The 26,240-nt window shown below is 70.3% G+C and carries 23 protein-coding genes; 12 read left to right on the plus strand and 11 right to left on the minus strand.

Features of this window, described 5'->3' with window-relative positions:
• Positions 1-145: 145 nt before the first annotated feature.
• Positions 146-694 carry a CGNR zinc finger domain-containing protein gene (locus M4V62_RS27535; protein WP_249589895.1) on the minus strand — a complete coding sequence of 183 codons (549 nt, stop codon included), beginning with the start codon at positions 692-694 and terminating at the stop codon, positions 146-148.
• A 113-nt stretch (positions 695-807) separates the two neighbouring features.
• Between M4V62_RS27535 and M4V62_RS27540 the strand changes: the two genes are divergently transcribed.
• The 5 genes from M4V62_RS27540 to M4V62_RS27560 all read left to right on the plus strand — a co-directional run bounded on the left by M4V62_RS27540 (position 808) and on the right by M4V62_RS27560 (position 6,017).
• The gene (locus M4V62_RS27540; RefSeq protein ID WP_249589896.1) at positions 808-1,266 is read left to right on the plus strand and encodes a VOC family protein; all 459 of its coding nucleotides are present in this window, start codon (positions 808-810) and stop codon (positions 1,264-1,266) included.
• Between the two features lie 81 nt (positions 1,267-1,347).
• The gene (locus tag M4V62_RS27545) at positions 1,348-2,241 is read left to right on the plus strand and encodes a pyridoxamine 5'-phosphate oxidase family protein (RefSeq protein WP_249589897.1); all 894 of its coding nucleotides are present in this window, start codon (positions 1,348-1,350) and stop codon (positions 2,239-2,241) included.
• Positions 2,242-2,250: 9 nt separating this feature from the next.
• Positions 2,251-2,706, plus strand: coding sequence for an NUDIX hydrolase (locus M4V62_RS27550; protein ID WP_249589898.1), 456 nt, complete (start codon positions 2,251-2,253; stop codon positions 2,704-2,706).
• A 248-nt stretch (positions 2,707-2,954) separates the two neighbouring features.
• Complete coding sequence (locus tag M4V62_RS27555; RefSeq protein WP_249589899.1) at positions 2,955-4,757, plus strand: TIGR03767 family metallophosphoesterase; 1,803 nt, start codon at positions 2,955-2,957, stop codon at positions 4,755-4,757.
• A 90-nt stretch (positions 4,758-4,847) separates the two neighbouring features.
• On the plus strand, positions 4,848-6,017 hold the full coding sequence (locus tag M4V62_RS27560; RefSeq protein WP_249589900.1) for a serine hydrolase domain-containing protein: 1,170 nt from the start codon (positions 4,848-4,850) through the stop codon (positions 6,015-6,017).
• Between the two features lie 53 nt (positions 6,018-6,070).
• On the opposite strand, the gene M4V62_RS27565 is transcribed toward M4V62_RS27560, so the two are convergent.
• Positions 6,071-7,126, minus strand: coding sequence for a hypothetical protein (locus M4V62_RS27565; RefSeq protein ID WP_249589901.1), 1,056 nt, complete (start codon positions 7,124-7,126; stop codon positions 6,071-6,073).
• A 191-nt stretch (positions 7,127-7,317) separates the two neighbouring features.
• Positions 7,318-9,894: an aminopeptidase N gene (gene pepN, locus M4V62_RS27570; RefSeq protein ID WP_249589902.1), complete on the minus strand. Its 2,577-nt coding sequence runs from the start codon at positions 9,892-9,894 to the stop codon at positions 7,318-7,320.
• 163 nt (positions 9,895-10,057) lie between these two features.
• Between pepN and M4V62_RS27575 the strand changes: the two genes are divergently transcribed.
• Positions 10,058-10,696 (plus strand): DsbA family oxidoreductase, encoded by a 639-nt coding sequence (locus M4V62_RS27575; protein WP_249589903.1) that lies wholly within the window; start codon positions 10,058-10,060, stop codon positions 10,694-10,696.
• Between the two features lies 1 nt (position 10,697).
• Here M4V62_RS27575 and M4V62_RS27580 read toward each other — a convergent pair whose 3' ends face one another.
• From M4V62_RS27580 to M4V62_RS27595, 4 genes are all read right to left on the minus strand, one after another.
• Positions 10,698-10,907, minus strand: coding sequence for a hypothetical protein (locus tag M4V62_RS27580; RefSeq protein ID WP_249589904.1), 210 nt, complete (start codon positions 10,905-10,907; stop codon positions 10,698-10,700).
• A 138-nt stretch (positions 10,908-11,045) separates the two neighbouring features.
• Positions 11,046-11,696 (minus strand): superoxide dismutase, encoded by a 651-nt coding sequence (locus M4V62_RS27585; protein WP_249589905.1) that lies wholly within the window; start codon positions 11,694-11,696, stop codon positions 11,046-11,048.
• Between the two features lie 206 nt (positions 11,697-11,902).
• Positions 11,903-13,339, minus strand: a complete 1,437-nt coding sequence (locus M4V62_RS27590) for an amino acid permease (protein ID WP_249589906.1) — start codon at positions 13,337-13,339, stop codon at positions 11,903-11,905.
• Positions 13,340-13,474: 135 nt separating this feature from the next.
• Positions 13,475-14,893, minus strand: a complete 1,419-nt coding sequence (locus M4V62_RS27595; protein WP_249589907.1) for an amino acid permease — start codon at positions 14,891-14,893, stop codon at positions 13,475-13,477.
• Between the two features lie 269 nt (positions 14,894-15,162).
• Between M4V62_RS27595 and M4V62_RS27600 the strand changes: the two genes are divergently transcribed.
• Positions 15,163-15,741 (plus strand): biotin transporter BioY, encoded by a 579-nt coding sequence (locus M4V62_RS27600; protein WP_249589908.1) that lies wholly within the window; start codon positions 15,163-15,165, stop codon positions 15,739-15,741.
• Here M4V62_RS27600 and M4V62_RS27605 read toward each other — a convergent pair.
• Entirely contained in the window at positions 15,731-17,062 is a 1,332-nt protein-coding gene (locus tag M4V62_RS27605; RefSeq protein WP_249589909.1) for an FAD-binding oxidoreductase, read from the minus strand. The genes M4V62_RS27600 and M4V62_RS27605 overlap by 11 nt on opposite strands.
• A gap of 143 nt (positions 17,063-17,205) precedes the next feature.
• On the opposite strand from M4V62_RS27605, the gene M4V62_RS27610 reads away from it, so the two are divergent.
• A complete protein-coding gene (locus M4V62_RS27610) occupies positions 17,206-18,255 on the plus strand; it encodes a serine/threonine-protein kinase (protein WP_344646381.1) in 1,050 nt (349 codons plus the stop codon).
• Here the strand turns inward: M4V62_RS27610 and M4V62_RS27615 are convergent.
• On the minus strand, positions 18,252-19,742 hold the full coding sequence (locus M4V62_RS27615) for an amino acid permease (RefSeq protein WP_249589910.1): 1,491 nt from the start codon (positions 19,740-19,742) through the stop codon (positions 18,252-18,254). The two genes, M4V62_RS27610 and M4V62_RS27615, sit on opposite strands and share 4 nt — an antisense overlap.
• 174 nt (positions 19,743-19,916) lie before the next feature.
• On the opposite strand from M4V62_RS27615, the gene M4V62_RS27620 reads away from it, so the two are divergent.
• Together M4V62_RS27620 and M4V62_RS27625 are read left to right on the plus strand one after the other, a co-directional pair.
• Positions 19,917-20,402 carry a ribose-5-phosphate isomerase gene (locus M4V62_RS27620; protein ID WP_249589911.1) on the plus strand — a complete coding sequence of 162 codons (486 nt, stop codon included), beginning with the start codon at positions 19,917-19,919 and terminating at the stop codon, positions 20,400-20,402.
• Between the two features lie 123 nt (positions 20,403-20,525).
• Complete coding sequence (locus M4V62_RS27625; protein ID WP_249589912.1) at positions 20,526-21,386, plus strand: Fpg/Nei family DNA glycosylase; 861 nt, start codon at positions 20,526-20,528, stop codon at positions 21,384-21,386.
• Positions 21,387-21,395: 9 nt separating this feature from the next.
• On the opposite strand, the gene M4V62_RS27630 is transcribed toward M4V62_RS27625, so the two are convergent.
• A complete protein-coding gene (locus M4V62_RS27630; RefSeq protein ID WP_249589913.1) occupies positions 21,396-22,625 on the minus strand; it encodes a GNAT family N-acetyltransferase in 1,230 nt (409 codons plus the stop codon).
• Positions 22,626-22,754: 129 nt separating this feature from the next.
• Between M4V62_RS27630 and M4V62_RS27635 the strand changes: the two genes are divergently transcribed.
• A complete protein-coding gene (locus M4V62_RS27635) occupies positions 22,755-23,915 on the plus strand; it encodes a PP2C family protein-serine/threonine phosphatase (RefSeq protein WP_249589914.1) in 1,161 nt (386 codons plus the stop codon).
• Here M4V62_RS27635 and M4V62_RS27640 read toward each other — a convergent pair.
• Positions 23,901-25,082 carry a cation:proton antiporter gene (locus M4V62_RS27640; RefSeq protein WP_249589915.1) on the minus strand — a complete coding sequence of 394 codons (1,182 nt, stop codon included), beginning with the start codon at positions 25,080-25,082 and terminating at the stop codon, positions 23,901-23,903. The two genes, M4V62_RS27635 and M4V62_RS27640, sit on opposite strands and share 15 nt — an antisense overlap.
• Positions 25,083-25,340: 258 nt before the next feature.
• On the opposite strand from M4V62_RS27640, the gene M4V62_RS27645 reads away from it, so the two are divergent.
• Positions 25,341-26,198: an ABC transporter ATP-binding protein gene (locus M4V62_RS27645; protein ID WP_249589916.1), complete on the plus strand. Its 858-nt coding sequence runs from the start codon at positions 25,341-25,343 to the stop codon at positions 26,196-26,198.
• Positions 26,199-26,240 lie beyond the last annotated feature (42 nt).

Consider the following 26,240-nt stretch of genomic DNA (forward strand, 5'->3'; position numbering starts at 1 on the left):
CGGAATCCGGAACCGGATGACCGCTCAGCCTTACGTAAGTGACCGCTGATTGGGGAGAGTTGTCAGGTTACGATCGCGGCGTGACGCAATCCCGCCATACGCCATCGACGACATAGCGGGTGATTACCCTCGGGCCCCGCTAGGCCTAGGCCTCGCGGCCCCGTGCGTAATGGCGTGAGGCCTTCGCCCGATTGCCGCAGGCGGCCATGGAGCACCACCGCCGCGTGCCGTTGCGCGAGGTGTCGAAGAAGTGCAGGACGCACGCCTCGTGGGCGCAGGGCCTGATCCGGTCCGGTGCGGTGGCGAGCAGCGTCAGATAGTCCCGGGCCGCAAGCCAGGCCGCGCCCCAGGTCGCGTCCCTGAACTCGGGCTCCTCGCCCGGCCCTTGCGCGGTCAGGGTCGCCCGGATCCGCCCGTGCCCGAGGATCTTGTTGACACGGGCGATCCCGGCGGCGGTGTCCGGGCCGTCCACGACGGTGGAGATCGCGTCGCGCGCCCGCAGCACGTGCTCCAGCGTCGCCTCGTCCGCGCCGAACCGGTCGTCGAGTCCGTTGGCGGCGAGCCAGACGGTGAGCCCGTCGACATCGGTCAGCAGATCCTGGCGCGCGCCGTCCGCCATCCACCGGGTGTTGAGCAGGTCCAGGGAGAGCGGCTCGCCGACGAGAGGGCGCGGATCGCGGGGTGCGGCGGACATGGAGGCTCCCTTCAGGGCTAACCAGCAAAGAGTACGTGACTGGTTGACGCCCTCTCCTTCTAACCTCTAAAGTCACTTTCACAGGTTAGTTTTCTTCGGGCAAAAGGAGAGTCATGACCGCGACCGGCACACTCCGCACCGGCCACATCGGCCTGAACGTCACGGACATCGAGCGCTCGCTCGCCTTCTACCGCGACGTCATCGGCTACGGCGTGATCAGCGAGGGCAAGGAAGAGGGCCGCAGGTTCGCCTTCCTGGGCGAGGGCGGGAGCCCCGCGCTCACGCTCTGGCAGCAGGCGGACGCGGCATACGCGGCTTCGAACGCGGGCCTGCACCACCTGGCGCTGGAGGTGGACACCATCGAGGAGGTGCGGGCGTACGAGAGTGCTCTGCGCGCGTACGGGGTGGAGTTCGCCTACGAGGGAGTCGTCTCGCACGGCGAGGGTGCCGCGTCAGGCGGGATCTTCTTCCATGACCCGGACGGCACGCGCCTCGAAATCTACGCGGCATCTGGCGTGGGCGCCTCGGATCGTGCCCCGGTGGTTGCCGCGCCGACCTGTGGGTTCTTCTGAGCCCCCTGCCCCCTAGACCCGCCTGACCCGCCGCTTCGCGGCGGAGTTCTCCCGCCCACCCACCCGTCACTCAGGAGCGACATGGTCCCGCACGTCCCGTACCACCACGGTTCCCGCGCCGTTCAGGACCTCGTCGGCGTGCGGGAGGCGGCCGATCACGTGGGCCGGTCCATCGGCGACGGCATCCGCCCCGTCGCCGCAGCCTTCCTGGAGATCCAGCCCATGCTGGTGATCGGCGGCGCGGACCCGGCGGGCGCCGTCTGGGCCTCGCTGCTCACCGGTGAACCCGGGTTCGTGCGGGCCACGGGGCCGCACCAGATATCGGTCGCGGGCGGCCCGCGCCGAGCCGACCCCCTCGCGGGGGCCCTCGCCCAGGAGGGCACCCCCGTGGGCACCATCGCCCTGGACCCCCGCACCAGGCGCCGCATGCGCCTGAACGGACGGGCCCGGCCGACCCCCCGCGGCCTGGCGATCGAGGCCGACCAGGTCTTCTCGAACTGCCCCAAGTACATCCAGAAGCGGGAGCTGCCGCCGGGCGCCATGCCGGGCCGCCCGTCCGCGCCCCGCCATGGAGTGAAGCTCACCGGCGACCAGCGTGCGTTCCTGGCCGAGGCGGACACCTTCTTCCTCGCCACCGTCCACGCGGAAGGCGCCGACGCAAGCCACCGGGGCGGCAACCCCGGCTTCGTCCACGTCCCTTCCCCCTATGAACTCGTGTGGCGGGACTACCCCGGCAACTCCATGTTCCTGTCCCTCGGCAACCTCACCACCGACCCCCGCGCCGGCCTCCTCTTCCTCGACTGGGTGACCGGCATGACCCTCCAGCTCACCGGCACGGCCCGCACCGAGTACGCGGACGACGGCTCCCGCACGGTCCGCTTCACCCTCACCGAGGCGGTGGAGACCTTCGGCGCGAGCCCCTGGAGCTGGACCGCTCCGGAGTACTCCCCTGCCAATCCGGGCCAGGAGGACTAGCGTCACTCTGTGAACAAAGAGCTTCGGGTGGCGGCCTACGCCGTATGCGTGCAGGACGGGCAGCTGCTGCTCGCCCGCTGGGTGGCGGGCGACGGCAGCAAGCGCTGGACGCTGCCCGGCGGCGGGATGGACCACGGCGAGGACCCGTACGACACGGTGATCCGTGAGGCCGACGAGGAGACGGGGTATGTCATCGAGCCCGTCGGGCTGCTCGGTGTCGACTCCCTGCGGCGCCGCTATCCGCGCAAGCTCGGCGCCGTCGCCGACTTCCACGGCCTGCGCATCGTCTACGAGGCGCGCATCACCGGCGGCGAGCTGCGTCACGAGCGGGACGGTTCGACCGATCTCGCGGCCTGGCACGCGCTGGACGCGGTCGCCGACCTCGACCGGGTCGGACTCGTCGACATCGGGCTCGACCTGTGGCGGACCCGCCCCGGCGACGGTCACCTGGCGGTCCCCTCCTGAGCCTGTCCAGGACCTTCCCTTCCCCGGAAGATGAACGTGGAGTGACCGCCTCCTCTCCGGCCGGAGAGGGGTTCATGACTGCACAGGGTGCCTGATGATCCACGTACGGTGATCGGCGTTGCCCGTTGCGGTCTCGTTAACGTGCAGGTCATCCCGGATGTCAACGATCCAGTACGAGCGGGAATTTCGCCCACTGCGGAGCTGCCCGCGACCACTGCCGACGCGTTTGCAATCGGGGAGACCGCGCCATGTCGCGCACACGCTCTGTCGCCACCGCCGCCCAGACCGCCACCCACGCGGCCTCTCGTGCCGCATCCCGTGCCGCTTCCTCCGTGGACCGCCGGGCCTTCCTCGCGACCACCGGAGCCGTCTCCCTCTCCGCGGGCATCGGCTACGCCCTGCGGCCCGCCACCAGCCACGCCGCCGCCAGCGGACCCGCCCCCGTCGCGCTCTCCCGGCAGGCGCCCGCCGCGCCCCTGATGCCCTACCGGGGCGGCACCACGCTGGGCACCGTCGCCGCCCCGCGCGGCGCATCCGGCTACCGGCGTCTTGGGGACGGGCCCGCCTGGGACCGGGTGGTCCGCGGTGACCTCGCCGCGGCCAAGAGCGGCCGCGAGGGGCGGCGCACCCCGCTCGCCGCGTTCGTCCAGTTCACCGACCTGCACCTGGTCGACGTGCAGCATCCGCTGCGGTACGAGTACCTGCGCGCCCAGACCGCGAGCGCCTGGCGCCCGCAGGAAGCCCTCTCGGTGGCCGGCGCGGTCGCGCTCGTCGAGCGGGTCAACGCGCTGCGCGGCGCGCCCGCCACCGGATCGCCGCTGCACTGCGTGGTGACGACGGGCGACAACACGGACAACAACTCACGCTCCGAGCTCGACTGGTTCCTCAAGGCCATGAGCGGCGGGCGCATCAATCCCAACACCGGTGACCCGCGCCGCTACGAAGGCGTCCAGGACAGCGGCCTGAAGCTGTACTGGCACCCGGACGACCGCCGCCGCGACTCCGACAAGGCCCTCGGCTTCCCGCAGATCGACGGCTTCCTGGAGGCCGCGCTCCGCGAGGTCAACAGCCCCGGGCTCGGCCTTCCCTGGTACTCGACCGTCGGCAACCACGACGCGCTGCCCGGCGGCTGCTGGGGACCCGGCGACTCGTACTTCTCCGAATTCGCCGTCGGCGGCCGGAAGTTGATGTCCCTCGACGAGTCGCGCGGCGCCGCCCTGTGGAAGGCCGTCAAGAAGGGCCGCGACCCCAAGGGCGCACAGTTCAAGGAGCTCCTGAAGAGCGAGGCGCGGCGGATGCGCTCGGTGACCCCGGACGAGAGCCGCGCGCCCTTCACCCCCGCCGAGTACGTCAAGGCCCACCTCGACCCCGCGTACAAGGGCCACGGCCCCGCGGGCCACGGCTACACGCAGGAGAACCTCGAATCCGGCACCCAGTACTACTCCTTCCGCATCAGCGACGACGTACTGGGCATCAGCCTGGACTCGACGGACCCCGGCGGCCACTACGAGGGCTCGCTCGGCACGGCCCAGATGGAGTGGCTGGAGCGGGAGTTGAAGGCCAACGAGGAGAAGGACGGCGGCGGTTCGTACGTCGTCGTCTTCAGCCACCACACCAGCAGGACCATGCGCAATCTGCGCCAGGACCCGGACCGTCCGCGCGAGGGCAGGCACGGCGGCGACGAGATCGTCTCCCTGCTGGGCCGCCACTCCGCCGTCCTCGCCTGGGTCAACGGGCACAGCCACAAGAACGCCATCACCGCGCACCAGACCCCGCGCGGTTCGTTCTGGGAGGTCTCCACGGCCTCGCACATCGACTTCCCGCAGCTGGCCCGCGTGGTGGAGCTGAGCGACAACCACGACGGCACGATCTCCCTCTTCACCACCCTCATCGAGTCGTCGGCCCCGCACCGCACGGACTACGCGGACCTCTCCCAGACCGGCCTCGCCGCGCTCTACCGCGAACTGTCCTTCAACGCCCCCGGCGCCAAGCCCGCGCTGGGCGGCGAGCCGGGCGACCGGAACACGGAACTGATCCTCAAGAAGGGCTGAAAACCGCCCAACCCGCCCGCGGTGGTCAACCTCCGCACCAGTCCCACGAGTCCCTCCCGCCGACAGCACGTGGTGAGCAGAGGGGGAAATATGGCAGTGCGCGGAAGAGGGCTGGTGGGGGTGGCCGCGGTGGTGGCCATGGCGGTGGCGGCGGGGGCGTTCGGGGCGCCCGCGTTCGCGCTCGCAGGGGAGTCCGGTGGTGGCGGGCACGGCGACCGGCACCGGGCGACACAGAAGGCGATGGAGGCCGCCGTCGGCGAGAACGCCCCCGGCGTCACCGCCCAGGTCAGGGACAAGCACGGAACCTGGAACTCCGCGGCGGGCATCGGCGACCTCGAACGGCGGACCCCGCGCGGCGCCCACGACCGCTACCGCGTCGGCAGTATCACCAAGACCTTCGTCTCGACGGTGATGCTCCAGCTGGTGGCCGAGGGCGAGCTGAGCCTCGACGACAAGGTGGGCCGGTGGCTGCCGGGCGTGGTCGAGGGCAACGGCCACGACGGCGACCGCGTCACGGTGCGCCGGCTCCTCAACCACACGAGCGGCATCTACGACGTACTGTCCGACCCCGGCTACCAGGAGAAGATGTTCACCGAGAAGTTCCTCGCGCACCGCTACGACACCTGGACCCCCGAGCAGCAGGTCGCCATCGCCATGCGCCACGAGCCGGACTTCGAACCCGGTGAGGGCTGGAACTACTCCAACACCAACTACCTCCTCGCAGGCATGATCATCAAGAAGGTGACGGGGGAGTCGTACGCGGACGAGATCAAGCGCCGCATCATCGAGCCGCTCGGCCTGGACGCCACCAGCGTGCCGGAGACGGACTCCTCGATGCCTCAGCCGAGTTCACGGGCGTACATGAAGCTGTCCAAGGCCCCGGACGCCACGTTTCACGACGTCACGGAGCTCAATCCGTCCATGGCAGGCTCGTCGGGCGGGATGATCTCCGACACGGCCGACCTGAACCGCTTCTACACGGCCCTGCTGCGCGGCAAGCTCCTGCCCAAGAAGCAGCTCGCCGAGATGAAGAAGACCGTCGTGCTGGACCCGGACAAGCCCCACGACGGTTACGGACTCGGCCTGGTGAGCCGCGAGACCTCCTGCGGCACAGTCGTCTGGGGCAACGGTGGCGACATCCAGGGCTCGACGTCCATGACCCTGGTGACCGAGCGCGGCGGCCATGCGCTCTCCGCGAACTTCAACAGTCTGGACGGCGACTTGTTCGCGATCCGGGACGCGGAGTTCTGCGGGAAGTGACCCGTGGCCGGCGGGGCCCGACGTGCGGGTCCCGCCCCCCTCCCGCCCGGTGGTTATCGCGGCAGCACCACCACATACGCGGCCGGATCGCGGTCGGCCGATGCCATCAGGGCGGTGCGTACGACGGTCGCCTGCTGTTCGAGCGACTCGCGCAGCTTCTTGGGCGTCAGATGGACGACGGTGATGCCGAGCCGCTCCAAGTGCTCGCGCTTGCGGGCGTATTCGGACCACAGCGCGTCGTCGTCCTGCCGGAATCCCTGCCGGGGCGCCCGCGTGTCCAGCTCGACCGCGACGGCCAGATCCGGCCAGTAGGCGTCGACGCCCCCCAGGTGCGGCCCACCGGGCAATCGCAGGTCGACGTTCCACAGGGGGTCGGGCAGGCCGTGCTCGGCGACCATCTGGTAGAGCCGGTCCTCGGCGATGGCCCGCCCCTCGGCGAGCAGCGAGTCCACCGCGTCCACGACATGGGGGCGGGTCAGCAGCCGCGCGTGGTTCAACTCCCGGACGACGGCGGCCGGTTCGCAGTGCCCGCCGCGCACCGCCTCGGTGAGCAGTCTGCGCACCGCGCCCGCGTCGGTGAGCCCCGCCACGGCGTCGGCGAGCGCGCGCGGCACCGGGGCCACGGGAACTCCGCCGATCTGTACGGCGGTCGGCAGCGCCGGGGGCCGCACGAGCCGGACGAACCCGGTGGAGCGCAGCCGCCGGGTGCGCGGGACGAGGACGTCGATGCGGTCCAGGGAGAGCAGCGGGGGAGCCGACGAGAAGCGGTGCAGGGCGAGCGCCGCGAGTCCGGTGATCAGGGCGTCGGCGTACGGGGCGTGGGGCTCGCCCGCTCCGGGCTGCGCGGGCACGGTCTTCGCCGCCCTGGCCGGCGGCCGCCCCGCGAACAACAGGGCGCCGTGCAGGCGCTCTTCACTGGTCGGCGGCCCCGGGTGCAGCAGGCAGACCCCTGGCAGCAGCTGCTGCCAGGGCCCTTCCGGGCGGCAGTGGGCGGAGACGTCGGCAGGGGAGACGCCGTGGGCGCGGAGCTGGGCGGTGCTCATGACGCGCCGCTGGACGTCGGCGAGGTGACGGAGGGGGCGGGGGGAGAGCGGGGTGTTGTGGTTCATGACCGGGCCATTCCCGCTGCCGATCCGCCCCCTAACCGCTGTTACACGCCCGTCGACATAACCGGACAACCCCGCACTAAAGTGCAGACGTTCGACTGCCGAAAAGGTCCGTTTGTGCGCGGTACGTTCCGGGGCGGGCGCCACGCCGAAGCTGCCGAGCAGCGATCGGCGGGCACCCCGCCCCGGTTCGCCTAGGAAACGGCGGCCGCGTCGCAGGCCTGCGCCCGCAGCGACCGCGCGAGGTCGTCCCTGGCTTCCAGCACGAGCCGCCGCAGCGCGGGCGCGGCCGACTCGTGCGAGGCGAGCCACGCGTCGGCGGCGTCCACCGTGGACCGGCTGTCCTGGAGGTGCGGGAACAGCCCCTTCACCACGTCCATCCCGATCTGGATGGACCGCTCGGCCCACACCCGCTCGATGGCGGCGAAGTACCGCTCCGCGTAAGGAGCGGTCAGCTCCCGCTGCGAGGACTGGGCGAAGCCGGAGATCGTCGCCCCCACCAGCGCGTTGGACAGGGAGTCGGACTCCACCACGGAGGCCCACGCCTGCGCCTTGACCGCCTCGGAAGGCCGCGCGGCCAGGCACCGCACCTGGTGCCGCTTGCCCGATGCCGTGTCGTCCCGGACCAGCTCGGCGGCGAGCATCTGCTCGTCGGCGACGCCGTGCGCGGCCAGCGGGCCGAGGAAGGCCCAGCGCAGCTCCTGGTCGACGTCCAGGCCGTCGATCTTCGCCGTCCCCTCAAGGAGGGTCCGCAGCAGCTGAAGATCGGCCTCGGATGAGGCCACCGCGGCGAAGAACCTCGCCCACGTCAGCTGGTTCTGGCTGCCGGGCTCCGCGATCCGCAGCTCCCGCAGCGCGCCCTCGGCGAGCGCGCGCCCGCCCTCCTCGCGCCACTCGGGGGCCGCGTAGAACGTGAGGGCCGAGTCCGCCCACGAGTGCAGCATCTGCAGGACCCCGATGTCGCTCTCGCGCCCCGCGAACCGCAGCACGAGCCCGATGAAGTCCCGCGCGGGCATGAGCCCGTCCCGGGTGAGGCTCCACAGCGCGGACCAGCACAGCGCGCGGGCCAGCGGGTCGGTGATGTCGCCGAGGTGCGCCCGCAGCGTGTCGAGGGAGGTCTCATCGAAGCGGATCTTGCAGTAGGTCAGGTCGTCGTCGTTGACCAGGACCAGGTCGGGAGCCTCCTCGCCGGCCAGCTCGGACACGACCGTGCGCGGCCCGTCGACGTCCACCTCCGCGCGTGCGTACCGCGTCAGCTCGCCCTCGGGGGAGCGGCGGTACAGACCCACCGCCACGCGGTGCGGCCGCAGTTCGGGGTGGGACTCGGCGGCCTCCTGCACCACGGAGAGCTCGGTGATCCGGCCCTCCGCGTTCAGAATGACCTGCGGAGTAAGGGAGTTGACGCCCGCCGTCTGCAGCCAGGCCTGCGACCAGGACGCCATGTCGCGCCCGGAGGTCTCCTCAAGGACCGAGAGGAGGTCGCCGAGCCGGGTGTTCCCGTACGCGTGGCGCTTGAAGTAGCGCCGGGCGCCTTCGAGGAACGCGTCACGGCCCACGTAGGCGACGAGCTGCTTCAGTACTGATGCGCCCTTCGCGTACGTGATCCCGTCGAAGTTGAGCTTGGCGTCCTCCAGGTCGCGGATGTCGGCCGTGACCGGGTGCGTGGAGGGCAGCTGGTCGGCGCGGTAGGCCCACGCCTTGCGGTTGTTGGCGAAGGTGATCCAGCCGTTGGTGAAGCGCGTCGCCTCGACCATCGAGAAGGAGCCCATGAAGTCGGCGAAGGACTCCTTGAGCCACAGGTCGTCCCACCAGCGCATCGTGACCAGGTCGCCGAACCACATGTGCGCCATCTCGTGCAGGATGACGTTGGCCCGGCGCTCGTACGACGCCTGGGTGACCTTGCCGCGGAAGATGAACTCCTCGCGGAAGGTCACGCAGCCGGGGTTCTCCATCGCGCCCAGGTTGTACTCGGGGACGAAGGCCTGGTCGTACTTCCCGAAGGGGTAGGGGTAGTCGAAGTGGTCGTGGAAGAAGTCGAGCCCCTGCTTGGTGACCAGGAAGACGTCGTCCGCGTCGAAGTGCTTGGCCAGGCCCTTCCTGCACATCGCGCCGAGCGGGATGTCCAGCGTCGTGCCGTCGTCGAACGTGCGGCTGTAGGAATCCGTCACGTAGTGGTACGGACCCGCGACGACAGCCGTGATGTACGTCGAGATCGGCTTCGTCTCGGCGAACTTCCATACGCCGTCGACCAGTTCACCGGAGCCGTTCGACCAGGCGGTCCAGCCGTCGGGGGCCTGCACCGAGAACCGGAAAGGCGCCTTCAGGTCGGGCTGCTCGAAGTTGGCGAAGACGCGCCGTGAGTCCGCCGGTTCGTACTGCGTGTAGAGATAGACCTCGCCGTCCTCCGGGTCGACGAAGCGGTGCATGCCCTCGCCGGTGCGGCTGTAGGCGCACTGGGCGTCCACCACCAGTTCGTTCTCCGCGGCCAGGTCCTCAAGCGTGATCCGGGTGCCGTCGAAGACCTCGGAGGGGTCCAGGTCCTTGCCGTTGAGGGAGAGTGCCGTGACGCTCGGGGCGATCAGATCGGCGAAGCTCGCGGCGCCGGGTTCGGCGGAGCGGAAGCGGATCGTGGTGACGGAGCGGAACGTGCGCGGCTCCTGGACGCTCTCGCCGATCGCGGAGCGCAGGTCGAGAAAGACCTCGTACCCGTCGACGGACAACAGCGCGGCCCTCTCCTGGGCCTCGTCGCGGGAAAGATTCTCACCGGGCACGGGCGGTACTCCCTTGTACTCGCAGGGGGAAGTCGTGGATCGCACGACCTGTACGAATGTCTACGATCCTCGCATGTGCCCCCAGCACGCGGTATCCGGGAATGCCCGGGTAGATCACTGACGTTCCCCTGGCCAAGCGCGCACGCATTCCCTAGGGAGAGACATGTCCGAGAACGGCAAGACCCCTGTTGACTTCTGGTTCGACCCGCTGTGCCCGTGGGCCTGGATGACCTCGCGCTGGATGCTCGAGGTGGAGAAGGTCCGCGATGTCGAGGTCCGCTGGCACGTCATGAGCCTCGCCGTGCTGAACGAGGACAGGCTCGACGAGCTGCCCGAGGAGTACCGCGAGATGCTGGCGACGAAGGCCTGGGGCCCGGTCCGCGTGGTCATCGCCGCCCAGCAGAAGCACGGCGACGAATACACCGGCAAGCTCTACACCGCCCTTGGCACCCGCTTCCACAACCTCGGCGAGGGCCCGACCCGCGAGGCGGTCGTCTCCGCGCTCAAGGATGTCGGCCTGCCCGAGGAGCTCGCCGACTACGCGGACTCGGACGAGTACGACACCCAGCTGCGCGCCTCCCACCAGGAGGGCATCGACAAGGTCGGCCAGGACGTGGGCACGCCCGTCATCGCGGTCCCCGGCGCGGACGGCGAGCAGGTCGCCTTCTTCGGCCCCGTAGTGACGCCCGCCCCGAAGGGCGAGGCGGCGGCGAAGCTGTGGGACGGCACGCTGCTCGTGGCGTCGACGCCGGGCTTCTACGAGATCAAGCGGACCCGGACGCAGGGGCCGATCTTCGACTGACCTAGCCGAAGGACACGGGGAGCTGACGGCCCTTGCCCTGGTTGAGGTGCGGCTGTACCCAACGGCACCCCGCACCCTGACAGCGCCAGTGGCCCTGTGCCTCGGTCCGGGGCATCAGCGTGGCCAGATAGTCCTCTTCGGCCTGATTGACCGGCCGGAAGTCCTGCGGTTTGCCGCCGCATGGCGGGCAGTGCCTGGAAGCAGTCGCCATGGACCACACCGTCCTCCGGAACCCGGCCTACCGAAAGACCCCCGTGAGTCATGTCCTCACGGGGGTCTTTCGTCCATCCGCCTGCCTCGGCGAAAGTTGAGAAGACGATCACGAGGCAGGACGTCTCAGGGCATCGGATCAGGGGGTCAGCAGCAGGCTGTTCACCCGCTGCTTCGCGGCGTCGTAACGCTTGGCCACGTCCTGCCAGTTGACGACCTGCCACATGGCCTCGATGAAGTCCACCTTCTGGTTCTTGTACTGAAGGTAGAAGGCGTGCTCCCAGGCGTCGAAGACCAGGATCGGCGTCGAGCCCTGGCCGACGTTGCCCTGGTGGTCGTAGACCTGCTCGACGATGAGGCGGTTGCTGAGCGGCTCGTAGGCGAGCACGCCCCAGCCCGATCCCTGCGTGGTCGCCGAGGCCTTGGTCAGCTGGGCCTTGAACTTGGCGAAGGAGCCGAAGGACTCGGTGATGGCGTCCGCGAGGTCACCGACACCGTCCGCGGCCAGCGGCTCACCGCCGCCGCCGTCCTTCGGGCTGTTCATGTTGTGCCAGTAAATGCTGTGCAGGATGTGGCCGGAGAGGTGGAAGGCCAGGTTCTTCTCCAGGCCGTTGATGGCGCCCCACGTCTCCTTGTCGCGCGCCTCCTCCAGCTGCTCAAGGGTGTCGTTCGCGCCCTTCACGTACGCCGCGTGGTGCTTGTCGTGGTGCAGCTCGACGATCTGGGGATTGATGACCGGTTCGAGCGCCGCGTAGTCGTACGGAAGTTCAGGAAGCGTGTAAATGGCCATGTCCGAGCCCTCCGACTGCTGCTCTGCTGTAGTGCAACGCTTATTGCAACCTATATGCAAGTGCAGGCTAGCAGCAGGAGTGGGTCGGAGTTGATCAGCCCTTCGTCCTAGGTCCGCGGGCCGGGGACGGTGGCCGGGGCCCGGGAAACGCGAGAGGGCCCCGAGTCGATCGACTCGGGGCCCTCTCGCGCGAACGCGCAGGTGTCCTACTCGGCGGCGATCGCCGCACGCTTCTCCGCCGTCTTCTGGCGGACGAAACCGATCACGGCGAGCACCAGCGTCAGCGTGCCCGTGGCCAGGAGCTGCTTGCGCGTGTCCGGCTGTTCGGTCATCAGGTAGAAGATGTACGCCATCGCGGCGAGCGCCACCCACGTCAGGAACGGGTAGGCCCACATCTTCACGACCAGCTTCTGCGGCTCCTCGCGCTCCGTCCTGCGGCGCAGGATCAGCTGCGAGGCGGCGATGAAGATCCAGACGACCAGGATCATCGCGCCGATCATGTTCAGGAGCCAGGGGAAGACGTCGTCCGGGCGCCAGTAGCTGAGCAGGACGCAGACGAAGCCGAAGACCGAGGAGGCGAGGACCGCGAGGCGCGGGACGCCGCTGTGGACGCGGCCGAGCACCTTGGGGCCCTGGCCGCGCGCGATCAGGGAGTACGACATGCGCGATGCGCCGTAGATGTTGGCGTTCATCGCGGAGAGCAGGGCGATCAGGACGATGACGTTCATGATCTGGCCGGCGCCGGGGATGCCCAGGTGGTCGAGCGTGGCGACGTACGGGCCCTTCGCGACGACCTCCTTGTTGTCCCACGGGAGCAGCGTGACGACGACGAGCATCGAGCCGACGTAGAAGAGGGCGATGCGCCACATCGCCGTGCGCACGGCCTTGGCGACGGACTGGACCGGGTTCTCGGACTCCGCGGCCGCGATCGTGACGGTCTCCAGACCGCCGTACGCGAAGACGGACGCGAGGAGGCCGATGATCAGGCCGTCCGTGCCGTTCGGCATGAACCCGCCCTCACCGGTGAGGTTGGCCGTGCCGGGGGCGGAGACGTCCGAGCCGGGCAGGATGCCCAGGATCGCGAGCACGCCGATGCCCAGGAAGAGCGCAATCGCGCCGACCTTCAGGGCGGCGAACCAGAACTCGAACTCGCCGAAGTTCTTCACGGCCGTCAGGTTGGCCCCGCAGAACACCAGCATGAACAGCGCGACCCAGGCCCACTCGGGGCTGTCGGGGAACCAACCCACCATGATCTTCGCGGCGCCGATGCCTTCGAGGCCGACGGCGACGCAGAGCAGGAACCAGAAGCCCCAGCCCGCCGTGAAGCCCGCCCAGGGGCCGATCGCGCGCTCGGCGTGGACCGAGAAGGAGCCGGACGCCGGGTTGGCCGCGGACATCTCACCGAGCATGCGCATCACGAGCATGACGAGCGCGCCGGATATCGCGTAGGCGAGGACGATCGAGGGTCCTGCCGCGGCGATGCCCGCTCCGGAGCCCACGAAGAGACCGGCGCCGATGACGCCGCCGAGGGCGATCATCGAGAGATGCCGCTGCTTGAGGCCGTGGACGAGCGGTGAATCGACCTTGGGGGCCTCGGGGGCCTCGTCGGGTGATGCGTCCTGGGGAGTGGACGTCCGAGACATGGGCGTGCCCTGTTCAGTAGCTGAGACGGGGGAGCGAGCGGCCCACAGTCTGAAGTCCGGTACCGCTGACAGGGAACACCTGACCGCTATACGGACACGACGCTCACACGTTGTGAAGAAGTGGGCACGAGTTGTTCACACGCGTTTCATCCGCGCCTCGCGCCACTCCCGCAGCCCCGCGACCGCCAGGACGAGCCCTGTCGCACCCGCCGACCACAGCAGCTGCGGCCGTGCCCCGTCATCGGTCAGCATCAGCCCGAGCACGGCCGCCATCGCCGCGAGCGCGGCCCACGTCAGGTAGGGGAACGCCCACATCCGCAGGACGAGCCGCTCCGGCGCCTCGCGCTCGATGCGGCGGCGCAGGCGCAGCTGCGAGACCGCGATCAGCGCCCACACGAAGAGGAGCACCGCGCCGACCGAGTTGAGCATGTAGAGGAAGACCGAGTCCGGCCACTTCAGATTGAGTACGACGGACACGAAGCCGAAGGCCACCGACGCGAGGACCGCCCGGCGCGGGACCCCGCCGCCCGACACCTTGAGCAGGGCCTTGGGGGCCTCGCCGCGCTCGGCAAGCGAGAAGACCATCCGGGACGAGCCGTAGAGATTGGCGTTCAGCGCCGAGAGCAGCGCCACGAACACCACGATGTTCATGATCGTGCCGGCGGACGGCACCCCGATCGAGTCGAGGACCGTCACATAGGGGCTGACGCCGGCCTTCTCCGCCGTCCACGGCAGGACCGTCACGATGACCAGCATCGAGCCGACGTAGAAGAAGAGGATGCGGTAGACGGCACTGCGCACGGCGCGGGCGACCGAGCGCACCGGGTCGTCGGACTCGGCGGCCGCGATCGTCACGACCTCAAGGCCGCCGAAGGCGAAGACGACGGCGAGCACGCCGGAGGTGACGCCCTCCCAGCCGTGGGGCAGGAAACCGCCGTGCCCGGTGAGGTTGGTGAGGCCTACGGGATCGGTGTCGGGGAGCACCCCGAAGATCGCGAGCAGCCCGAGGACCAGGAACGCGACGATCGCGAAGACCTTCAGGGCGGCGAACCAGAACTCGAACTCGCCGAAGTTCTTCACGGCGGCGAGGTTGGCCGCCGTGAACACCAGCATGAAGATCAGCACCCAGGCCCACTGCGGAACGCCCGGCGCCCAGCTGTTGGCGATCTGCGCGGCACCGGTCGCCTCCACGGCGAGCACGACGACGAGCAGGAACCAGTAGAGCCAGCCCACGCTGAACCCCGCCCAGCGGCCCAGGGCGCGCTCGGCGTGCACGGAGAAGGACCCGGAGGCGGGCATCGCGGCCGACATCTCGCCCAGCATCCGCATCACGCACATCGCGAGCGCACCGGCGATGAGGTACGAGACGACGATGCCGGGCCCGGCCACGGCGATTCCGGCCCCCGACCCGACGAAGAGTCCGGCCCCGATGACACCGCCGAGCCCGAGCATGGTCAGATGCCGCTGCTTGAGCCCACCGCCGAGCGGCTCGGGTTCCGCCGCCGTCGTGCCCACCCTGCTGGGTGCCGATTCATCGGGGGGTGCGTCGTGCATGCGTGCTCAAGCTGCTCTCGGGATCACAAAAAACTTGGCGGGAACCTACAGTCTCGCCGGGCGGCATCCCTGTACGCAAAACGGGGCCCACGCACCGCCGACCTCAGTGACGAGCATCACGCCCCCCGCAGGGGTACCCCCCACGCTTTGTGCAGAGCCCACCACCGGGGCACCCGGCACCTTGTCACCCGCCACCGGTGAAACGCGCCCCCCGCCTGAGATAGCGTCCTGGGGTCCCATCTGCCCGTCCCAGAACCCGCGGAGTCCCGATGAGCATCGCCGCCGTCTCTTCCCGTCCCGGCCAGGTCCTCGCGGACCTGCTGCCCGCGTCCCGCGTGAAGGACGCGGCCTTCGTCCTCGGCGGCGCCGCCCTGACCGGCATAGCGGCCCAGATCGCCGTGCCCGTCCCGGGCTCGCCCGTGCCGGTGACGGGACAGACCTTCGCCGCCCTCCTCGTCGGCACCGCCCTCGGCGCCCGCCGCGGCTTCCTCTCCCTCGCCGTGTACGCCCTCGTCGGCATGGCCGGCATGCCGTGGTTCGCCGAGGCGGGCTCCGGCGTCGCCGCGCCGTCCCTCGGGTACGTCCTTGGCATGCTGCTCGCCGCCACCGTGGTCGGCGCCCTCGCCCGCCGCGGCGGCGACCGCTCCGTCCTGCGCACCGCGGGCACGATGGTGCTCGGCTCCGCGATCATCTACGCGGTCGGCGTCCCGTACCTCGCCGCCGCGACCGGCATGTCGCTGACCCAGGCCGTCGCCGCCGGGCTCACGCCCTTCCTGATCGGCGACGCCCTGAAGGCCGCGCTCGCGATGGGCGCGCTGCCCACGGCGTGGAAGTTCCTCAACCGCTAGCGGCGACACCGTAGTTGCGCCTGAAGAGGTTCGCCGGGTCGTACGTGGCCTTGAGTCCGGCGAGCCTCTTCCGGGTTTCCGCGTCGTACAGGCCACCCGCCCGGTCCGCGGCGGCGAAGGCGAAGTTGAGCAACCGCCCCTCACCCGCGAACAGCCCGAACGCCCGCGCCTGCACCGCCCGCACCGCGTCGAGGTCCGTGCCCTCCAGCGGCGAGAGCACCCGCACAAGCCACCCCGCGTCCCGGTACGGCACCGCGTTGCCCACCGGCTTCGCGAGGGCCCCGCCCAACTGGTTGATCTGCACGACGTGCATCTTCTCGGCGGCCGGACCGGTCAGCGCGAACAGCTCCTCCGCCGCCGCCAGGTCCAGCTCCCGCACGACCACACTGTCCCCGTAGTAGGAGTGCGGGAAGTCCGGGTCGCTGTGGATCGTGTGGCTGTCGGTGTACGGCATCTCCCGAAGCGAGTCCGACACCACGGGCCCGATCTCCCGCAGCGGCGCCACGAGCCGCTCGCCCGCCGCCTCGGAGCCGGTGTAGGCGACCCGGACCGTCACGAGATAGCGGCCCCGCAGATGGGGCGGCAGCTGCGGCATGTCCGGATAGACGAGCGCGGCCACCGACGAGGTCAGCTCGTCCGGCACCGTCCGCGTCCACGCCTCGTAGGCCCGGAGCACCCGGCCTGGATCGACCTCGCGCCCGTCGAACTCGATCGCCCCGCCGTACAGCCGCGCCACCGGCACCAGGCCGATCTCCAGGGCCGTCACCACCCCGAGGTTCGCGCCACCGCCGAGCAGCCCCCAGAAGAGCTCGGGCTCGCTCTCGGCCGTGACGTGCCGCAGGATGCCGTCCGCCGTGACGACGTCGAGCCGGCGCACGTGGTCAGCGGCGTATCCGAACTCCCGCGCCAGGATCCCGAGACCGCCGCCCAGCGTGTACGAGACGGCTCCCACGCCCGGCGCCGAGCCGTTCAGCGGCGCGAGCCCGTGCGCCGCCGCCGCCTCGACGACCTGGCCCCAGCGGACCCCCGCGCCCACGGTCACCGTGCGCGCGTCGGCATCGATCCGGACGGAGTCCATCCGCCGGGTGCTGATCAGTACGCCGCCCTCCGACGGCCCCGGCAGCCCGTGCCCGGTGGCCTGTACGCCGATGGGCAGCCCCGCGTCGGCGGCGTACGACACGGCGGCGACGACGTCATCGGCGCTCCCGGCCGCGAAGACGATCGCGGGCCGCTGCGCGAAACCGGTCTGGAATCCGGCGATCTCCTCTTCGTAGCCGTCGTCGCCGGGCCGGAACACGAGTCGCTGATCGGTGAAGTCCACGGTGATCCTCCAAGAAGTGCTGGCTGACGCCTCAGAGCTTCCCCGGAAAACCTGACATCGGCCGTCAAGTTTTCCCGGTCGTCCCGGGCCTTCGGGAATCCGCGTGAACTGTGCTGTCATGAAAGGAGGTTGGGGGTGCACCCATGCCGGAGCTTCGCGTGGTCGCGGGCCGCTATCGCCTGCTCGACGTCATCGGCCAGGGCGGCATGGGCCGCGTGTGGCGCGCGGTCGACGAGCTGCTCGACCGCGATGTCGCGGTCAAGGAGATGCGGATCGACGGAGCCTTCGAGGGCCCCGAGACTCAGGACGCCCGCGTCCGCAGAGAACGCGCGCTGCGCGAGGCGCGGGCCAGCGCGCGGATCGACCACCCCGGTGTCGTACGCGTCTATGACGTCGCCGAGGAGGACGGCCGCCTCTGGATCGTCATGGAGCTGGTCGACGCCCGGTCGCTCGCCCGGTACGTCGACGACGAGGGGCCCCTGGACGAGCGCGACGCGGCGCGCGTCGGCCTCGCCCTGGTGGCGGCGCTGCGCCGGGTGCACGGGGCGGGCGTCCTGCACCGTGACATCAAGCCGGAGAACGTCCTGCTCGGCCACGGAGGGCCTGCCGACCGGGTCGTCCTCACCGACTTCGGCATCGCCGCGCTCCAGGACACGGGCCGCCTCACGCAGACGGGCCAACTGGTGGGTTCGCCCGAGTACATGGCGCCCGAGCGGGTCTCGGGGGCGGAGCAGGGACCGCCGTCCGATCTCTGGTCCCTGGGGGCGACGCTCTGCACGGCGCTGCGCGGCAGCTCGCCGTTCGCCCGCGAGTCGGCGCTGAACACGCTGGTCGCGGTCCTGCACGAGGCGCCTGAACTGCCGCCGGAATCAAGCGCGTTGTATCCGGTGCTGGCCGCGCTCCTGGCCAAGGAGCCGCAGCGGCGGCCGGGTCTCGACGAGACGGAGGCGGCTCTGCGGGCGGTGCTCGCGGCACCACCGAGGCCGCCGGAGGGGCCAGGGAACCAGCAAGGGGACACCGACTGGCGCTCCCGTGTCCTGACCGCCCTGGTCCTGCTGGTGGCGGCCGCCGTGGCGGCCGTCATGTTCTTCACCGCGCGCGATCCCGGCGGCAGTGAGCCACCGGGACCGGGCACGCCTCCGCCGACGGTGGCGGGTACGTCGACCACGCCACCGCCGGACGGCACCGGCTAGGCGTCGACGGTGTCCGAGTCGACGTCAAGATCGGTGTCGGTGTCGTTGTCGGTGTCGACGCGGGGCCGCACCTTGTCCCGTACGAGGGAGAACACGACCACGAACGCCGCGGCGAGCAGCGAGAGCAGCACCTGCTTGCGCCCGGTCTCGTCGGTCAGCATGTAGACGAGCACGAACGAGATCATCGCGATCGTGACCCAGGTCAGGTACGGGAAGAGCCACATCTTCACGACCAGCTTCTCCGGCTGCTCGCGCAGGATGATGCCGCGCATCCGCAGCTGCGTGAACGCGATCATCAGCCAGACGAAGAGGGCCACCGCGCCCGACGAGTTCAGGAGGAAGTCGAAGACGGTGTCCTGCCACTGGTAGTTGAACCAGACGGCGATGAAGCCGAAGACGACGGACCCGAGGATCGCGGCCTGCGGCACACCGCGCGCGTTGGTGCGCGCGAAGGCCTTGGGCGCGTCACCGCGCTGGCCGAGCGAGAAGGCCATGCGGGAAGCGGTGTAGAGGCCGGAGTTGAGACAGGAGAGGACGGCGGTGAGGACGATGACGTTCATGACCTGACCGGCGTGCGGAATGCCGATCGAGTTCAGTGCGGCGACGTACGAACCGTCCTTGACGATCGACTTGTCGTCCCACGGAAGCAGCGTGATGACGACGAAGATCGAGCCCAGGTAGAAGACGCCGATACGCCAGATGACGCTGTTGGTCGCCTTGGTGACGGCGCGCTGCGGGTCCTCGGACTCACCGGCGGCGAGCGTGACGATCTCGGAGCCCATGAAGGAGAAGACGACCATCAGTACGCCGGTGAGGATGGCGCCCGCGCCGTTGGGCATGAATCCGCCCGCGTCGGTGAGGTGCGCGAATCCGGCGCCGGGGTTGTCGGAGCCGGGCAGCACGCCGAAGACGGCGAGCAGACCGATGATCACGAACCCGCCGATGGCGACGACCTTGATGCCGGCGAACCAGAACTCGAACTCACCGTAGGAGCCGACCGAGACGAGGTTCGTCGCGGTGAGCACCACCATCACGATGAGCGCCCAGCCCCACTGCGGGACGGCCGGTATCCACCCGTTGAGGATGACGGCACCGGCGGTGGCCTCCACCGCGAGTACCACGACCCAGAAGAACCAGTAGAGCCAGCCGATGGAGAAACCGGCCCAGCGGCCGAGCGCCTGGTCCGCGTAGGTGGAGAAGGAACCCGACGTGGGCCGTGCGGCGGCCATCTCGCCGAGCATCCGCATCACGAGGACGACCATCGTGCCGACGAGGGCGTACGAGACGAGGATGGCGGGTCCTGCGGCGGCGATTCCGGAGCTGGAGCCGACGAAGAGTCCCGCTCCGATGACGCCACCGATGGCGATCATGGAGAGGTGGCGGTTCTTCAGCCCGGCCTTGAGGCCGTCACCGGTGTCTCCAGACTGCGGATCCCCAGGTTCGTTGGGGCTGCGGTCTGCCTTCGCAAGGGAGGGTTGCGAGGTCATGGACGAATCCTTAAGTTCTCGGGTCACGAGCCCCCGCATTCAAACTCAGGGGTGTACGTGACGGAAGTCCTGACTCCGGATCGTGATATTCCGGCCCGATGGCCCAGACCTGGGTGACCAAGGTCCCGGCCCCGGTCGCCGCTACCCGCCCCGCGACGTGCCACACTCAGTCGCATGCGCGTGTACCTCGGCTCGGATCATGCCGGCTACGAACTGAAGAACCACCTGGTCGAGTGGCTCAAGAGCCACGGCCACGAGCCCGTCGACTGCGGGCCCCACATCTATGACGCCCAGGACGACTACCCCCCCTTCTGCCTCCGCGCCGCGGAGAAGACGGCGGCGGACCCCCAGTCGCTCGGCATCGTGATCGGGGGCTCCGGCAACGGAGAGCAGATCGCCGCGAACAAGGTGAAGGGGGTCCGTGCGGCCCTCGCCTGGAGCGAGCAGACGGCCGCGCTCGGCCGTGAGCACAACGACGCGAACGTGGTGTCGATCGGCGGCCGGATGCACACGCAGGAGGAGGCGACGAAGTTCGTCGAGATCTTCCTGTCGACGCCGTACTCGGGTGAGGAGCGCCACACTCGCCGCATCGAGATGCTGTCCGCGTACGAGACGACGGGCGATCTCCCGCCCATCCCGGCCGGCCACCCGCAGCAGTAGCTTCCTGGGGCTCCGCCCCGGACCCCGCTCCTTCAAGCGCCGGACGGGCTGATTTCCAGCCCGTCCGGCGCTTGAGGACGAGCCCTCAAAGCGATTTGCCCGCACCCACCCCCGGAGGGACCCGTGCCGGAGGGGCACACCATTCACCGGCTGGCAGCCGACCACCGGGAGCGGTTCCAGGACTGCGGCCCCCTGAGGGTCACCAGCCCCCAGGGCAAGTTCTCCGACAGCGCGGCCCTGCTCGACGGCCAGGAGATGGACACCGCCGAGGCCCACGGCAAGCACCTCTTCCTGGGCTTCGCCGACACCGGCTGGATCCACATCCACCTGGGCCTCTTCGGCAAGGTCAACTTCGGCACCGCGGCCGCCGCGAACCCGCCCACGGACACCGTCCGCCTCCGCCTGGCCACCAAGGACGCGTACGTGGACCTGCGGGGCCCCACGACCTGCGCCCTCATCACGGACGAGGAGAAGCAGGCGATACACGAGCGGCTCGGCCCGGATCCCCTGCGCCCGCAGGACGACCCTGCCCCCGCCTACGCCCGCATCACCCGCAGCCGCACCACCATCGCCGCCCTCCTCATGGACCAGAAGGTCATCGCGGGCGTCGGCAACGTCTACCGCGCCGAGGTCCTCTTCCGGCACCGCATCGACCCGTACACCCCGGGCAAGGACATCCGCCCCGCCCAGTGGACGGCGATCTGGGACGACCTGGTCGCCCTGATGCGCGAGGGCGTGCGCCTCAACCGCATCGACACCGTCAGGCCCGAGCACACGCCGGAGGCGATGGGCCGCCCGCCGCGCGTGGACGACCACGGGGGCGAGGTGTACGTGTACCGCAGGGCCACCATGCCCTGCCACATCTGTGGCGGCGAGATCCGCACCGCCGATCTCGCCGCCCGCAATCTCTTCTGGTGCCCGAAGTGCCAGCGCCCCGCCCGTTCCCGCCGCAAGGCCGAGGCCCCGCTGCCCCGACCCGCCTGAAGCCCCCGGCTAGAACCCGTGCGGCAGCCACGGCGCGACGTCAGAGCCGAAGGCCAGCGTCGCCTCGGCCAGCGCGCCGGGACGCAGTTCCCGTACTCGGCCCGCGGCCGCCAGTGACGTCAGGGACACACCGCCGAGGTAGGCCGAGCCCAAGTCCCGTACGGACAGGGCGAGATCGGCGTCGTCCTCGGTGCGCTCGCAGGTCGCGCCCTTCAGGTCGCCCTTGAGCCGCCAACGGCCCGCGTTCCAGGGGCAGAAGGCGTCCTCGACCTCCAGCACCAGGTTCACCGGGGCCCGGTAGGTGCGTGCCTCCAGCGCGGCGCCCACCTCCACCAGACGTACGTGCAGCGCGTCCTTCACCTGGACCCGGCAGCGCCGCACGTCCGAGACGAGCTGGAGGATCGCGTCGTCCATCGGACGGCTGTGCGCGTCGATCACCGACGTCAGGTCGATGCCGAAGAGGAACTGCCACAGCGCCGCGTTCGCCGCCGGGTCGAGGGCCTCCAGGTCGCGCAGCTTGACCGTGCCCTTGGGGCCGGCCGCGTCCCAGTCCGGCTTCACGCTGTAGCGCGCGTACCCGACGAGCTCCCCGTCGCGCTCGGCGACCACGCACTGCAGCGGTGACGCGCCGTGCCGCTCGCTCTCCGGGTCGAGCAGGCCGAGCCGCTCCCAGCCGGGCTGCCTGGCCAGCATCCCCGGGCGCTCGATCACCCGCCGTGCGTACAGCGCCTCGCACGCCGCGTGGACGTCGGCGGGCTTGGCGTACCGAAGACGTACGTCATCGGTGCCGGCCGGGACCGACAGGCGTACGCGTGTCGTGTCGATCTCGGCCTTCAGCTGCTGCGTGGCCGCGCCGTACCCGAACCGTCCGTAGATGGCGGGCTCGGAGGCCGTGAGCACGGCCAGAGACTCGCCCTTCGCGCGTACGTCGTCCAGCTGGCGCCGCATCATCGACGTCAGGATGCCCCGCCGCCGGTGCGTCGCCGCGACGCTGACCATCGTCACACCGGCCGCGTCCACCAGGGAGCCGCCCGGCACGCAGAGGCGGAAGCTGAAGGCTCCCGTCGTGCCGACGCAGGTCCCGCCCTCCCAGGTGCCGAAGAAGCGGTCGAACTCGGTCAGCGCGTTCCAGAGCTCGCTCTCCTCCTCGGCCTCGGCGACGCCACCGAAGGCGAGCTCAAGGGTTCCGTAGTACTCGTCCCAGTCTTCCTGGCGCAACTCCCGCAATTCCGTCGTCATATGCCATGCCTACCAGGGTGAAGCGGACGGAGCGACAGGATTTACGCGCGCTGACGGCATGCCTCTGATGGGGGACAACGGGCACCTCCCGTGCGAAGTGCCTGGCACGGTGGATAGGGTCCGGGAGCAATGGCAGGCAGGCGAGCGGAAGCCGAGACGTTTACAGCCCGGATGAAGAAGCGGATCCACCGGGCTCGCATAGGGCTGCGCAAATCCGGGGTGGACTACTTCAGAGGCGACGGTTCGGACTGGATCGCGCTCGCGGGCCTGCTCGTCACCATCCCGGTGATCACCTTCTGCACCATCGTCAACAACGTGTGGTTCGCGCCCTCCGCGCTCGTCCTGCCCATCGTGGCCGGCGGCCTGCTCCTTCGGCCCTCCAGCCTGCTCGGCCTGTACGCGACGGCCGCCGCCGCGCTCATCGTGGAGTCCGTCCAGCTCGGCCCGTACACGCAAGGGACCTCGCGGGTCACGCCCGGCGTGGTCCTCGTCGTCGCGGCCTGCGGCTTCTTCGGTCTCGTCATCGCGCAGTTCCGCAGCCGGGTCGGCGTGCCGTGGCGCGGTGGCGGGACGATGCTCTTCGACCTGCGCGAACGTATCCGCGTGCAGAGCAAGCTGCCGAAGCTGCCCCGGGGCTGGCACCGCGAGATGGCCCTGCGGCCCGCGGGCGGCCAGTCCTTCTCGGGCGACTTCGTGGTCGCGGCCCGCACGAACGGCGGCCGCACCCTGGAGGTCGTCCTCACGGACGTCTCGGGCAAGGGCATGGACGCGGGCTCCCGCGCCCTGCTCCTGTCGGGCGCCTTCGGCGGCCTGCTGGGCTCGCTCCCGCCGCACGCGTTCCTGACCGCCGCCAACGGCTACCTCCTGCGCCAGGACTGGGACGAGGGCTTCGCGACCTCCATCCACCTGGTCCTGGACCTGGAGACCGGTGACTACGAACTCTTCACGGCGGGCCACCCGCCGGGCCTCCAGCTCAGCGCGGGCAGCGGCCACTGGGAGGAGAAGGCCGCGGAGGGACCGCTCCTGGGTGTGTACGACGGGGCGCAGTTCGACCCGGTGAAGGGCTCCCTGCGCCCCGGCGACGTACTGATGCTGTTCACCGACGGCCTCGTGGAGACCTCCGACCGCGACATCAGCGAGGGCATCGACCGCCTCACCGGGGAAGCCGACCGCTATGTGGCGGGCGGCTTCCACGGCGCGGCGTGGCACCTGATCGAGGCGGTCGCGAAGGACGTCAACGACGACCGGGCGCTGCTGCTGATCTGCCGGGAGCCGTCAGCGGGCGCCTGACATCTCGGGCTCCGGCTCCGGCACGGGATCGCGCTTGCCCGGCAGGATCCGGGCCAGCCACTGGGACCGTCCCGCCGCGAGCGGTCCGAGCACCGCGAGCAGCAGCACGTACCCCGCGATGAAGGGGGACAGACGTTCGTCGAGGCCCGCGGTGGCCGCCATCGTCGCCAGGATCAGGGCGAACTCGCCGCGCGCGAGCAGGGTGGTGGAGATGTTCGCCGCGGGTCCTGCCCCGAAGCCGTAGATGCGCGCCGCACCGAGTCCCGCGAGGACGTTCATGAGCAGCGTCACGGCCACGGCCGCGAGCACAGGCCAGAGGACGACGGGCAGGTCGCCGGGGTCGATCGAGAGCCCGAACGCGAAGAAGAAGATCGCCCCGAACGCGTCCCGCAGGGGGTGCACGAGCTTGCGGACGCGCTCGCCGGACGCCGTGCTGCCGACCATCAGGCCGACCATGAACGCGCCGATCGCGTCCGCGACCCCGAACCACTCGGAGACCCCGGCCACGAAGACCGCCGCCCCGAGGAAGGAGATGACGAGCAGCTCGTCGTCCCGGGTGTCCATGAGCCGCCCGACGACCTTGGTGCCGAAGCGCGCCACGAGGGCGAGCAGCAGCAGGAAGCCGAAGGCCTTGCCGCCGTCCATGACGGCCGCCGCGAGGCTGTCGGCGCCGGACAGGACGGGTTGCAGCGCCGCCAGATAGAGCGCCAGGAAGATGTCCTCGACGACGATGATGCCGAGGATCGGTTTCGTCTCGGGATTGCCCAGGCGTCCGGTGTCGACGAGCACCTTCGTGACGATCGCCGACGAGGAGATGCCGAGCACCCCGGCGAGGACCAGCGCCTCGGAGGTGCCCCAGCCGAGGGCGAATCCGAAGCCCAGGCCCGCGCCGACGTTCAGCGCGAGATACGTCCCTCCGGCGAGGGCCATCTTGCGGCCGCCCGTCTTGAGGTCGTCCATGTGGAACTCGAGGCCGAGGTAGAAGAGCAGGAGCACCAGGCCGAGCGCCGAGAGCATCTCCAGGTCGTGGGGGTCGGAGAGCAGGACCACGCCGGGAGTGTGCGGGCCGAGGAGGATCCCGGCCAGGATGAAGAGCGGAATGGTGGGGAGTCCGATGCGGCCGCCCACGCGGGCGAGCACGGCGGCGGCGAGAAAGGCGCCGCCCATGGCTATCAGGGTGTCTGCGTGTCCGATGCCGTTCCTCCTGGTGATCCGAGACGCACACTCCGCACGTTATTGGCAAAGGGAGCGTCAAGAACGCGTCAATAGTTAGCTTACCAAAGGATTTACGCGGCAACTGTGTAGGGCGTACATCCGCTCCCTGCGGGGGCTATCCCCACCCCCGATTCGCCAGGGGACCTCATGGTTCGCAGACCCCCGGAATCCGTACGTTCGAGGCATCACCTACGGAAGGCGGAGAGAGCCATGGGGCTGCGGCGCAAGAAGCGATCCGAGGCGGACGCGCAGGGCGAGCGGAGCGGGGCCGCGATGCCTCCCCTGCCCCCCATGCCCGGCGGGGCGCCCCGCGGCGCCGACTGGGCCGTCGAACTGCACGGCGTACGCCGCAAGTACGGCAAGGGCTCCGGCGCGGTGCACGCGCTCAGCGGCATCGACCTCGCCCTCGAACGCGGCAGCTTCACCGCGGTCATGGGTCCCTCGGGCTCCGGCAAGTCCACCTTCCTGCAGTGCGCCGCCGGACTCGACCGGCCGAGCCAGGGCACGGTGCACCTGGGCGGCACGGAGATCACCTCCATGAGCGAGAACAAGCTGACCGCCCTGCGCCGCACCCGCCTCGGCTTCGTCTTCCAGGCCTTCAACCTGCTGCCCTCGCTGACCGTCGAGCAGAACGTGGTCCTGCCGATGCGCCTCGCGGGCCACCGCCCCGACCGCCGCAGGGCCGCCGACATCCTCAGCCGCGTCGGCCTCGGCGCCGACAAGCACAAGCGCCGCCCCGGCGAGCTCTCCGGCGGCCAGCAGCAGCGCGTCGCGATCGCCCGCGCCCTGGTCACGAACCCGGACGTGATCTTCGCCGACGAGCCGACCGGCGCCCTGGACACCACCACGGCCTCCGAGATCCTCGGCCTGCTCCGCTCGGCCGTCGACGGCATGGGCGCCACAGTCGTCATGGTCACCCACGACCCGGCGGCCGCGGCCTACGCCGACCGGGTCCTCTTCCTCGCGGACGGCGCGATCGTGGACCGCCTTGAGCGTGCCTCTGCCGAGCAGATCGCGAGGCGTATGACGACGCTGACGGCTCCTGCGCGCGTGGCTGCCGCGGCTTGAGTACACCTGCGGGCCGGATGTGGCTGGTCGCGCAGTTCCCCG

This window comes from Streptomyces durmitorensis (assembly GCF_023498005.1).
Classification (GTDB): domain Bacteria; phylum Actinomycetota; class Actinomycetes; order Streptomycetales; family Streptomycetaceae; genus Streptomyces; species Streptomyces durmitorensis.